Annotated in this window: 10 protein-coding genes and 1 pseudogene; 6 read left to right on the forward strand and 5 right to left on the reverse strand. The window is 57.5% G+C overall.

The window, feature by feature from the left end:
• Positions 1-156: pseudogene (locus ACUTJJ_RS22755) on the forward strand (3-oxoadipyl-CoA thiolase); the annotation flags it as partial.
• Positions 157-293: 137 nt separating this feature from the next.
• Entirely contained in the window at positions 294-1,079 is a 786-nt protein-coding gene (locus ACUTJJ_RS22760; protein ID WP_445543520.1) for a TIM barrel protein, read from the forward strand.
• A gap of 99 nt (positions 1,080-1,178) precedes the next feature.
• Here ACUTJJ_RS22760 and ACUTJJ_RS22765 read toward each other — a convergent pair whose 3' ends face one another.
• Complete coding sequence (locus ACUTJJ_RS22765) at positions 1,179-2,312, reverse strand: ROK family transcriptional regulator (protein WP_445543513.1); 1,134 nt, start codon at positions 2,310-2,312, stop codon at positions 1,179-1,181.
• A gap of 290 nt (positions 2,313-2,602) precedes the next feature.
• On the opposite strand from ACUTJJ_RS22765, the gene ACUTJJ_RS22770 reads away from it, so the two are divergent.
• The 4 genes from ACUTJJ_RS22770 to ACUTJJ_RS22785 all read left to right on the forward strand — a co-directional run bounded on the left by ACUTJJ_RS22770 (position 2,603) and on the right by ACUTJJ_RS22785 (position 7,521).
• On the forward strand, positions 2,603-3,595 hold the full coding sequence (locus ACUTJJ_RS22770) for an ABC transporter substrate-binding protein (RefSeq protein ID WP_445543514.1): 993 nt from the start codon (positions 2,603-2,605) through the stop codon (positions 3,593-3,595).
• Between the two features lie 106 nt (positions 3,596-3,701).
• Complete coding sequence (locus tag ACUTJJ_RS22775; RefSeq protein ID WP_445543515.1) at positions 3,702-4,799, forward strand: ABC transporter ATP-binding protein; 1,098 nt, start codon at positions 3,702-3,704, stop codon at positions 4,797-4,799.
• A complete protein-coding gene (locus ACUTJJ_RS22780; RefSeq protein ID WP_063947003.1) occupies positions 4,796-6,481 on the forward strand; it encodes an ABC transporter permease in 1,686 nt (561 codons plus the stop codon). Before ACUTJJ_RS22775 ends, ACUTJJ_RS22780 begins: the two co-directional genes overlap by 4 nt.
• Positions 6,482-6,561: 80 nt before the next feature.
• Positions 6,562-7,521 (forward strand): hypothetical protein, encoded by a 960-nt coding sequence (locus ACUTJJ_RS22785; protein WP_445543516.1) that lies wholly within the window; start codon positions 6,562-6,564, stop codon positions 7,519-7,521.
• Between the two features lie 152 nt (positions 7,522-7,673).
• On the opposite strand, the gene ACUTJJ_RS22790 is transcribed toward ACUTJJ_RS22785, so the two are convergent.
• From ACUTJJ_RS22790 to ACUTJJ_RS22805, 4 genes are all read right to left on the reverse strand, one after another.
• A complete protein-coding gene (locus tag ACUTJJ_RS22790; RefSeq protein WP_445543517.1) occupies positions 7,674-8,237 on the reverse strand; it encodes a flavin reductase family protein in 564 nt (187 codons plus the stop codon).
• An 11-nt stretch (positions 8,238-8,248) separates the two neighbouring features.
• Positions 8,249-8,584 carry a ferredoxin FdxA gene (fdxA, locus tag ACUTJJ_RS22795; RefSeq protein ID WP_004438973.1) on the reverse strand — a complete coding sequence of 112 codons (336 nt, stop codon included), beginning with the start codon at positions 8,582-8,584 and terminating at the stop codon, positions 8,249-8,251.
• A gap of 103 nt (positions 8,585-8,687) precedes the next feature.
• Complete coding sequence (locus ACUTJJ_RS22800) at positions 8,688-9,287, reverse strand: superoxide dismutase (protein ID WP_445543518.1); 600 nt, start codon at positions 9,285-9,287, stop codon at positions 8,688-8,690.
• Positions 9,288-9,481: 194 nt separating this feature from the next.
• Positions 9,482-11,385, reverse strand: a 1,904-nt coding sequence (locus ACUTJJ_RS22805; RefSeq protein WP_445543519.1) for an Ig-like domain-containing protein, incomplete at its 5' end; no start/stop codon positions are given.

Here is an 11,385-nt window from a genome sequence, read left to right on the forward strand (position 1 = left end):
GGCGCCATCGCGCTCGGCCATCCGCTCGGCATGTCGGGCGCCCGCATCGCCGGCACGGCGGCGCTTGAACTGTCGCTGACCGGCAAACGGCTGGCGCTCGCCACCATGTGCATCGGTGTCGGGCAGGGTATTGCCGTGGCACTTGAGCGGGTCTGATCCTCGTTCAGCCTGGGCGATCATTCCGGTCGTTTTACGCTCGCGCCGTTGGCGCGGGCGTTTGCATGTGTGGACGCTGGACTGGTCGCCAGATCGGCTTTACGCTTGGAAAAACTCCTCTCATCAACGAGGTTTGCATGCGTTTCGCCATCAACCACATCACCGCGCCCAAGCTTTCCCTCGAGCTGTTCTTTGCAACTGCCCGCACGCTCGGCCTCACCGAAGTCGAAATCCGCGGCGACCTGCCTGACATCGTCGGCACGGTGGAGCCGGCTGCCGTGAAGGCGGCGGCTGAAAAGGCCGGCGTGACGATCATCTCCATCAACGCGCTTTATCCCTTTAACGTCTGGTCGGGTGACCTGCCGCAGCGCGCCGTCGCCATGGCCGATTACGCGCAAGCAAGCGGCGCCAGGGCGCTTGTCATGTGTCCGCTCAATGATGGCACGGCGGTGTCGTTCGATGAGCTTGTCGCGGCGCTGAAGGCCATGAAGCCGATCCTTGAAGACCGCGGCCTCACCGGTCTTATTGAACCACTCGGCTTTCCTGCCTCCTCTCTGCGCACCAAAACGGAGGCCGTGAGGGCAATCGATGCAGCCGACGGCCATAACGTCTACAGGCTGGTGCATGACACCTTCCATCACCATCTGGCGCGTGAGAGCGTGTTCTTTCCCGAGCGGACAGGCCTTGTCCACATTTCCGGTGTCACCGACCGGGCCGTCTCCGTTGCAGACATGCTGGACGCCCACCGCGTGCTTGTTGACGCAGACGACCGGTTGGAGAACGTCGCGCAGATCAAAGCGCTTGAGGCGGCAGGTTACGATGGCGCCTACAGCTTTGAGCCGTTCGCCAAGGAAGTGCACGACCTAAGAGATGTTGCTGATGCCGTGAAGCGCAGCATGGATTTCATTTCAGCGTCGGTCTGAGTTGACGCTCAGTGCTCTTGATGTTCAGACAAAGGTAGATGCCGCCAACCACCAACGTAACGGCGGAGACGTACCCAAAAATGCTCAACCGTCGTCCGATCAGGCCCAGCCCTTCAGCGCTCGCCCTGAGTAGTAGCTTGGCGTTGTGGCGCGGTAGATGGGAATGCTGGCGGCACCAAGGTGAGGAAGGTCGCTCATCAGGGATTTGCGTATTTCCGGTGGCTCGACAAAAAAGTCCTCGCCCAGCATCTCAAGGGATCCGATCCTCTGCACGATATGGTCGAGGATCCAGTCAGGCAGCGATCCTCCAAAAACGATGGCACCAGGATCCATCGTTCGCGCCACGGTCAGCGCCAGCAAGCGAAGCTGGTCTGTTGCCCGTTCAAGCCACGCGACCACGGCGGGATGATCCCGGTAGCTCTCATCAATATCCTTCAAACGCCTGATATCCATGCCGTGGGCGGCCAGCGTATCGCAAAGGTCCTGTCCTGAGGGGCGCGGATGTGATTTTGGAAACAGGCCGCCAAATTCGCCAGCATTGCCGTTCGTGCCGCGATAAAGATGACGCTGGACGACCACGGCACCGCCTATGCCATAGGTCAGCCAGATCATCGAAAAGTTACGGATGCTCCGGCCCGCGCCATAATAGAGCTCCGATAGAATGACGGTATTGCCGTCATTCTCGTGAAACACGGGGACATCGAAATAGGGTTGGAAGTCTTTGTCGACGTCAATGTCGTGCCAGCTCTCGAATTGCTTGATGCGGAAGACATGACCGCGGTCGCGCGTAAAATGGCCCGGAAAGCTTATGCCGCAGCCAAGCACGTCTTTCTTTTTGACCTTTGCCTTTTCCAGCACCTGCCGGGCAGCGTTTTCTGCCATCTGCATAATGTGTTCGAAGCCGAAGTCCTCCAGATCCGATCTGAATTCCTGCCTTATCGTCCCGTTGAGATCGGCGACGCAAACCCTTAGGTCGTCCGGATTGAAATACACTCCCAGGGTGAAAAGCCCGTCGGGGTTGATTTCTATGGCGGTGGACGGCTTGCCCCGCTTTCCCTCGCTGCGGGCTTCCTCCGCTTCACGGATGAGGCCAGAGTCGAGCAGGTTGGCCGTCAGGCGGGTGAGGGTGGGTGCGGAGACATCCATCTCGCGCGCAAGTTCGATGCGCGACATGCCTCCCTTGCCGCGCAGGATTTCTAGCAGACGCCGCTCATTGTAGCCGAGGTCGATCACACCATTCTCCTGCGAGACGAAATAACGGATGAATAGCGCAAACTGAACGATTGTACAGCGATTTTGCACCTCCTTAAGAGCGAGATGGCCCGCCCAGGCACGGGGCTGTACCCACAAATGTCTTTATTTATCAGCATTTTAAAATATTCCCGACGATCTACAACAAATGCACCTTGACATATTAATTTACGTAAAGAAAATAAATATCAGACGACGAGCGGCGATGCCAATAAGAGCAAGAAAATATCGCAGGGCCTCGTGTGTCAGGGAACAAAAAAACGGAGCCCCTTATGCGTCAATCATGCACTTTCTTCGCGCGCCTTTTTGCCGGCGCAGCATTCATTGCCAGTGCCGCTCTTGCTCATGCGGAAGGTACGGTCGTGGTCTACTCGGCAGCCCCACAGCAGCTCATGGATGAGTTGCTGCCCTTGTTTGAGAAAAAGACCGGCACCAAGGTCGAGCTTGTTAAAGCCGGATCGGGCGAGCTGATGAACCGTATCAAGGCGGAAAGCGGCAAGGCCGCCGGCGATGTGATCTGGAGCGTTGACGGCACCGTCATCGACTTTTCTGCCGATCTGTTCGAACCTTACAAGCCTGTTGAAGCTGCCTCGATCAACCCTTCATTCTCACCCAGTGCAAACTGGGTTCCTTTCACCGCCGTCGTGACTGCATTTATCGTCAACAAGGAAGCGCTTAAAGGCGCGCCGGTTCCGACATCCTGGGCCGATCTTGCCAAGCCTGAATACAAGGGCCTGATCTCGTCGGCGCGAGCCGACCAGTCCGGTTCCGCCTACATCCAGCTGGCAACGGTATTGCAGGATTTCGACAGTGAAGAGAAGGGCTGGGAAATTTATACCGGTATTCTCGGTAATTCCGTCCTGTCGACCTCGTCCGGCGCTGTTCCGCGTTTCGTCAATGATGGCGAGCAGGCCGTCGGCATCACCCTTGAGGATGCTGCCCTGCGGTACAAGCTAGGCAACGCTCCTGTCGAGATCGTCTATCCGAAAGAAGGCACCGCGATTGCTCCTGACGGAATGGCGCTCGTCAAAGGCGCGCCGAACGCTGAAAACGGCAAGGCCTTCATCGACTTTATCGTCTCCAAGGAAGCGCAGGAAGTCGTCGTGAAAGCCGGCCGTCGCTCGGTCCGTACTGACGTTCCCGCGAATGCGGCTCTGGTTCCGCTATTGGATGTTCCTGACGCAAAGTATGACTTCAAGTGGGCTGCTGACAACCGCGCGCGGCTGATGGAGAAATGGAACGAGATCCTTCTCGACGTCCAGTAAGTAAACAGTCAGGAGGCGGTGCGTCAGCGCGCCGCCTCGTGCTTATCTCGTACACTTCAGCATTTTTGTCTTGTCCGCCGTGGTCGTGTGCCGCGCAGGATATGTCATGGAGCAGCACATGGCCGCCGTTGAAATTACCAATATCAAAAAAAGCTACCGCGATGTCGTTGCTCTTTCCGACATCAATATCTCCATTCCGTCAGGATCGTTCTTTACACTTCTTGGCCCGAGCGGTTGTGGGAAGACGACCCTGTTGCGGACGATCGCCGGTTTCCACCAGCAGGACAGTGGAAGCATCAGGATCGAAAGACAGGCAATCGAACATGTGCCTGCCCATAAGCGCGACGTCGGCATGGTCTTCCAGGACTATGCTGTCTTTCCACACATCTCCGTCTTCGACAATGTCGCTTTTGGTCTCAAACAGCGGAAAGCATCCTCCACCGAAATCCGCGAACGCGTCGGCAAGATCCTCGATATTGTTCAGCTTGCTCCCTATGCCAAGCGCATGCCGCACGAACTTTCTGGCGGCCAGCAGCAGCGCGTCGGGCTTGCGCGGGCACTCGTCATCAACCCCAAAGTTCTGTTGATGGACGAGCCGCTATCCAACCTTGACGCAAAACTGCGCGTGGACTTGCGACGAGAACTGCGTGAAATCCAGCAGGCGATGAACATCACCACGGTTTATGTCACCCATGATCAGGAAGAGGCGCTTGCCATGTCCGATCTGGTCTGCGTCATGTATGGCGGTGTCATTCAGCAGGCTGCCCCCCCATGGGAAGTCTACAACAATCCCACCAATCGTTTCGTCGCGTCTTTCGTGGGCGCGAATAATTTTCTGACGCTCGACCGCGCGGGCACAAAGACGTCTATCTCCGGCAATGACGTGGCATTGCCGCAGGCCGATGCGGTTTCGCCACAGAGGAAGATCGTCGCAGCGATCCGTCCGGAAGCGATCTCGGTCGGCCCGGCTGCAAGCTCCGATCATGACCGCATCGAACTGCCCGTGATCATCCGTCAGGTCAGTTTCACCGGACGTGAAATGAACGTGGCGGCCGTACTCTCTTCGGGCGAAGAGATCGAGGCAATAACCAAGCCGGCGCCAGAGATCATCGCCCTGGAGCCGAACCAGAAGACAACCTTTTCCTGGCGGGCGGCCGACACACAGCTGTTCGGTGAAGGTGTGACCGGGGAGCGCTTGTCATGACAGATATGACCGCCGCTTCAACGCCCGGTAGTTTCCGCCTGCGGCTGCCGGGTTTCTGGACAAGTGTCACGGCGCTCGCCGTGATCCTGCTGGCAATTTTTCTGATCCTGCCGATCTTCAGTGTATTCTTCATCAGCTTTTTTGACGCCAAAACGGGCGCCTTCGGTCTCAGCAACTATGCAGAGGTGTTCACACGGCGTTTTTATACCGTTGCGCTCTGGAACACCTTGCTGATCGGCGTTCTGGGCATGCTTGGCGCGTGTCTGCTCGGTATTCCGCTTGCATTTTGCACGTCGCGTTATCGCATCAAGGGACGCACATTCATCGCGACCTTTGCGGTTCTGGTCCTTTGCGCGCCGCCCTTTATCGGCGCTTATGCCTGGATCATGCTGTTCGGTGCCAACGGTGCGGTTACCAACCTTCTGTCATTTGCCGGCATTTCCTTGCCAACGATCTATGGAATACCTGGCATCGTCATGGTCTTCAGCCTGAAGTTCTTCCCGTACATCTACCTGATGACGGAAAATGCTCTGAACACCATCAACAAGTCTTATGAGGATGCGGCGGAAAACCTTGGCTGCACGGCATTTGAGCGCTTCCGCAAAATAACCTTGCCCCTGGTTTTTCCCGCCGTCAGCACGGGGGCGATCATCTGCTTCGTGCTTTCGATCGCTGACTTCGGAACACCCGCCATTCTCGGCAAGGGCATCCGGACGCTGTCGACGATTGCTTATGCGCAATATACCTCCGAAATGGCGGGCACGCCGACCATGGCCGTCACGATTTCAATGGTGATGATCGGGATTTCCATGGCAGCGCTTCTTCTGCAACGGCACATTCTCGCCAAGCGCCGCTACGCCAGCTCCCTGACCAACCGACCCGTCAAACAGTCGATGCGCCCGCTGAAGTCATTCATCGTGCACGGCTTCTGCTATCTGGTCGTGTTCATTGCCATGCTGCCTTCTCTCACGGTCATCTATACGTCTTTCCTGGCGACAAACGGCCCCGTCTTTACCGGTGGCTTCGGCTTGGACAGCTATGCTCGCATCTTGAGGGATTCCCCGCAGGCCATCGCCAATAGCTTTACCTTCGCGCTGGCCGCAGTGGTGCTCATCGCGATTGTCTCAGGCCTCCTATCCTTTATCGTCGTTAGGCGCGACAACGCCGTTTCCGGCTCGCTCGATCTGCTGTTGATGGTACCCTATCTCATTCCGGGTGTCGTAATGGCGATCGGTTACGTCACGACGTTCCGTTATCCGCCCTTCGATATCACCGGGACGGCACTCATCATCATCCTTCTGGTGTTCATACGCCGGCTGCCTTACGGCGTCCGATCCACGACATCGATCCTGAGGCAGATAAAGCCGTCGATCGAGGAGGCGGCGGTTAATCTTGGAGCTTCACCTGCAAAGACATTCCTGTCGGTGACGGTGCCATTGATGCTGCCCGGTCTCATCATCGGTTCGCTGATGAGCTTCATCACCGCCATCAACGAACTCTCTTCGACCTTGATCCTTTATACGGCGCGCACCATAACCATGCCGGTCCTGATCTACATCCAGGTGATCGACGGCGAATTCGGGACTGCGGCCGCGCTTTCGACCGTGCTTCTGGTCAGTACCGGGATCTGCGTCTTCGTCGTCTTTCGCCTTTCGGAAGACAAGGAAGCCTCCTTCGTCTGACCTCTTACGCTCCAGAAAAGAAAATAGCTGCGGCGACCGACGTGTCGCCGCCCGCTCCCCTCTGCAAGGAAATTAACAAGATGAATATCGCGAGCTTTTCGCAATCGAAATACAAGAATGCCGCAACGCCGGGGGACGATGTGGCAATCATTCTTCCAGGACGGGTAACGGCCGTTTTTGACGGCGCCACCGATCCGACCGGGGCCAGTTATGACGGGCTGAGTTCCGGCCGTATCGCCGCACTTGCCGCAGCAAACGCGGTCGCCGAGATGAGCATAAAGGGCACCTTGCAAAGCTGCGAGGCGGCAGCCCTGTTTCAAGGTATCAGCGACATCCTGAAGTGCGAGGCAAACCGCATCAATGCAAGCCATCCGCCGTCTACGACGCTCGCGATTGTTGCAGATTTAGGTGACAGTTTTCGTCTGCTTCTAGCCGGTGATTCCGGTGTGCGTCTCAATGGCACTAGGGTGCTGCAGCACTCTAAAATAATCGATAAGGTTAGCACGTCAGCCCGTATTCATGTGTTCAAACAGTTGTTCGCGTTGCTCGGGGAGGGGGATGCTGCTGAGGCAAAAACCCGGGCCACCATATTTTCCGGCCTTCGCGCTGCGGTTAAAGCCGGGATTATGACGATGCCGGAAGCCGAAAACGTCGTCGCCGCAGCCGCCGTGGCAAGCGGCCTCCAAAACGACATGGACGCGGTCGAAGAGTTCCTGATGGGCGGCATTCGCGTCCAGCCACATTATGCAAACAGGCAGGGCCATGTTCTCGGTTACGCGTCGATTAACGGTGGGCAGGTGGCAGGGGAGGGCTTGGTCGATCTCACCCTCGCCAAGGACACGATCACAAGCCTCGAAATCTTCTCCGATGGTTATCTGTCATTGCCGACCGGTGTAGACGTTGCCGATTGGGAGGCGGAATTTGCCCGTGTCGAGGCAGCGGATTTTCACAAGCTCGACGAATTCCCATCCGTGAAGGGATCGACATCCAACGAGTTCAGCGACGACCGGACGGTAATATGCCTGAAGACTCGGTCATAAATCTGCGGCGGCAGGTATTTCGTCGCTGGCTTTCTTCCACCAGGTTGCAAATCCCATGATTGACTGCCGGGCTCTCGCCACTTTGTGGGGTGTTAAAGCCTTCTGAAAGACGCTGTGTATCTGAGGTCGTCGCGGGAAAACCCTTGATAGAGTTAGCTCCTCATCTCTGTGCCGGCGTAGGAGCGATCGCTCCAAAGCAGGGCTTTGCGTGAGGGATCCGGGATCGATTCGGTGATGGCGCCAACAAACAGGATGTGGTCGGCGGCATCAACGGAGCCGACGAGCTCGCAATCAAGGGAGAGTAACGCCCCGGCAAGCCGAGGGCTTCCTGAAGGCCAGGAATCCCACTGGCCGATCGAAAACCGATCCGGCAGGTTTCCCTTCCCCGCGAAAACGTCGGCGATCTCTTCCTGGCCCCTGGACAGCGCGGCGACGGAAAACCGCCGGCTTGCGGCTACGAGGTCGACCATACGGCTGCTGGCGTCGATGGAGATCATCAGAAGCGGTGGCTCAGCGCTGAGGGGCATGAAGGAGGTGATCGTGCGTCCGATCCGCTCACCCCCATGGGCGGATGAGGCCACCGCGACGGTGAAGGCGAGGGCGCTCATCGCGTCCTTGAACTCAAGTGGTGAGACTGCCGGCGTAGCGGAGGCTTTCAGCGGAAGATGCGCGTGAATGACCGCACCGCCATCGATAAGCTTGAGATTATGAGACATGCGACGCCGGGCTAACCGCCCGCTCCCGGATTTTTCGAAAAAATGGAAAACTTGGCCGCCGCGCCATTCATGATATCGGCATTGTCTGGCGGCGCTCTCTTTTGATGGACGCGCGGCCAGATGCCGGAATAGTGGCGGTTAAGGTCGAGCCAGACATGCAGTCCCGGCTCCGTATCTGGCCTAATCGCGGCGGCGGGGCACTCTCTCTCGCAAATGCCACAGTCGATACATTGATCGGGATGGATGACGAGCATGTTCTCGCCTTCATAAAAACATTCGACCGGGCAGACGTCCACACAGTCCATATATTTGCAGGCGATGCAGTTTTCGGTGACGACATAGGGCATCTGGGTGCTCGAACGGAATGGCAGCCCGACGGCGGCTGTCCGGCTGCCCCTGAGCCGACAGGCCGCACGAGGTAGCGGCGCCGGCCAGATTGGTTCAATCAGGTCAGAGACGGCCGGCAACCGCCTGCCAGTTCACCAGATTATCGAGGAAGTTCTCGATATAGGCCGGGCGCTTATTGCGGAAATCGATGTAGTAGCTGTGTTCCCACACATCGCAGCCAAGAAGCGCCTTCTGTCCGAAACATAGTGGATTGACCCCGTTTTCAGTGCGGGTGATTTTCAGTGAACCATCGGTATCCACCACCAGCCACGCCCAGCCGGAGCCGAACTGGGAAGCGCCGGCAAGGGCGAAATTCTGCTTGAACAATGCTACCGAGCCGAAGGACTGTGTCAGCGCCTCTTCCAGCACCTTGGGCATCGCATGATGCTCACGCCCCATGATTTCCCAAAAGAGAGTGTGGTTCCAGTGCTGGGAGGCGTTGTTGAATATGCCGGATTGCGTCACCGCACCCTTCTCATAGGTGCCTTGGACGATCTCTTCGAGGTTCCTGTTTTCCCACTCGGTCCCTGATATCGCCTTGTTGAGATTGTCGACATAGGCTTTGTGATGAAGATCATGATGGAACTTCAGCGTCTCCTCGGACATCCCCAAGGGGGCGAGCGCATCATGGGCATAGGGCAGGTCGGGAAGCTGGAAAGCCATGGGGTATTCCTTTGTCAACTGTTCGCTCAAGAGCATGAAAGAGCCTTGCGAAAACAAGGTGACCGTACTTCTAGGACCTCAATCGCTGTTGAGGTCAAGCGGTTTTTTGACGCCATGCCAACGGCGTGCCGCCGTGCTGGTGAAGGCAGGCCAGCCAACGGGACTGCGCTTCGGTTTGCTCGCTTTTTTTGCGCCTAGAATTTCTTGCTGACGCCGAGTTTCGCGCCTGCTGATGTTTCCCCATCGCCCTCTATGTTGAAAAGGAGTGCTGCATCAAGCGACCAGTTTTCTGCCGTCTCCATGGAAACACCCGTCGCGAGGGAGCCAAATGCGCCAGATCCGTCAAGACTTGAGACACCGACAGTACCCCCGAATCTCGGTGTGACGATCGAGCCGTTCTCAAGCGCAATCTGACGGGCCACCTCCGCGCCCAGGCTGACGCGGAGCTGCTCTTCGCGGAAACCTTCCAAGTCTATCCTGTCGCCGACATCATTCCCCACGGCGTAATCCTCAACTGTCTCGGAAAAATAGACACCACGAAGTTTCGGCGTGAAAGTCGTAACGTCAGCAATATCCCATCGACCGGAAATCGACGTGTCGAACAGCCAGCGTGTGGTATCGAACGACCCGTCCCAGAAGGGCGTATCGATGTCATTTGCGGACCCTCCATAAAGAAGGCTACTGTTCCAGAAAATTCCCTTAGCGATTTCGAGCGATGCGTTCGGGCCTAGGAGCCAGCCGTTGCCGGTCAATTCATTGTCACCGTCGGTGGGGTCGGTCATCCGGTCGAAGTGAAACGAGAAGCCCAGCAGAGCTTTGTCGGAAAGCAGATAGTCCACGCCGGCCGAGACCATGGCGAAACTGCCCCATTTGCTGCCCGATTCATCACGATTGTGAACGAGAAACGTACCGTCCAGCCAGATGTTGAAGGCTGGCAGTTCGCTCTCCGTCACTCCATCGGACCTTTCGCGGGCAGCTTCAATCTGGGCGAGGCTGGTGGAAAAGCCGAGGACCATCCCTTCACCGGACGGTGTTGCGCGGGAGGTGACGGCCTCCGTTGCACTGGCCATCTGCCGGCGTTCCAGAAGGCCCGGAACCTTGATGGTTGAAGCAAGAAGATTCTGTCTTGTGCTGACGAAACCGTGCACGAGGCGGTCTATCTCTCGTTCGACCGCATCCTCGTTATATGTCTTGATATCGTACGTGATTGTCGCCTCGTTTGACACTCCTGTTGCGGTTTTCAAACGGAAGCCGACCCTCGCGGCGCCCTTAAACGCAGGGTTCGGTACGAATTTCAGGTATAACCCCGTCGACTGGACCGGGCCAGCCTGCGCGAACTCGCCATATACAATAGACGCCTGCCCGGCACCTTGTGGAGTGACATACGTCAGATCGGCGCCCTTGAATGGGCCTCCCGTGGCTTTTGCGGTGAGATTGACATTTTTCGGTGCCCCGTCTTTCACCTCGATCAGCTGATCTTCGACACTCACTTCACGTGGGGTCACCTTCAGCGTATAGCCAACAGAAAGCGTGCTTCCGCGCGCATCCCGCACCTGGATGGTAAAGGTGTAATCGCCTTCTGTCTCGGTTTCGAGCGGCCCGGTCAGTTCGCCTGTCGACACGTTGAGCACCATTCCGCGTGGCAACGTTCCGCCGGTGAGACCGTAGATGAGCGGCGCGGTGCCGCCAGAGGCAGTTATGGTCTGGCTGTAGGCTTCACCCGCCATCGCATCTTTCAGTGCACCGCCGGCGGGCGAGAGTGAAAGCGCGCCGGGAGGTGGCGTTACCGTCAAGGTAATGGTGGCGGTGGAACTGCCCGACGAATTGCTGACGGTATAGGTGATGCTGTCGGTACCGGAGTAGCCGCTTGCGGGACTGTAGGTGAGACTGGTTCCGGCCACCGTTGCCGTGCCGTGTGATGGGCCAGCGACGAGGACCAGCGTGTCGACCCGGCCTCCGGAAAGGTTTAGCGGGACAGAGTTACCGGTACTGTCAGCAGCCACGGTCACTGCGCTGTCGGTTGCGACCGGGGCCTGCGCCAGCACGGCGATGTTGTAAATCGCTGACGCTACTACATCATCTGCGTCTCGCACCGTGA

The sequence above is a fragment of the Agrobacterium sp. DKPNP3 genome, from assembly GCF_052686535.1.

Bases quoted from the DNA above. Each gene is read 5' to 3' on its own strand.
- ACUTJJ_RS22770 (WP_445543514.1), top strand. From the start codon at position 2,603: ATGCGTCAATCATGCACTTTCTTCGCGCGCCTTTTTGCCGGCGCAGCA.
- ACUTJJ_RS22760 (WP_445543520.1), top strand. From the start codon at position 294: ATGCGTTTCGCCATCAACCACATCACCGCGCCCAAGCTTTCCCTCGAG.
- fdxA (WP_004438973.1), bottom strand. From the start codon at position 8,584: ATGCCCTATGTCGTCACCGAAAACTGCATCGCCTGCAAATATATGGAC.
- ACUTJJ_RS22780 (WP_063947003.1), top strand. From the start codon at position 4,796: ATGACAGATATGACCGCCGCTTCAACGCCCGGTAGTTTCCGCCTGCGG.
- ACUTJJ_RS22800 (WP_445543518.1), bottom strand. From the start codon at position 9,287: ATGGCTTTCCAGCTTCCCGACCTGCCCTATGCCCATGATGCGCTCGCC.
- ACUTJJ_RS22775 (WP_445543515.1), top strand. From the start codon at position 3,702: ATGGAGCAGCACATGGCCGCCGTTGAAATTACCAATATCAAAAAAAGC.
- ACUTJJ_RS22790 (WP_445543517.1), bottom strand. From the start codon at position 8,237: ATGTCTCATAATCTCAAGCTTATCGATGGCGGTGCGGTCATTCACGCG.
- ACUTJJ_RS22785 (WP_445543516.1), top strand. From the start codon at position 6,562: ATGAATATCGCGAGCTTTTCGCAATCGAAATACAAGAATGCCGCAACG.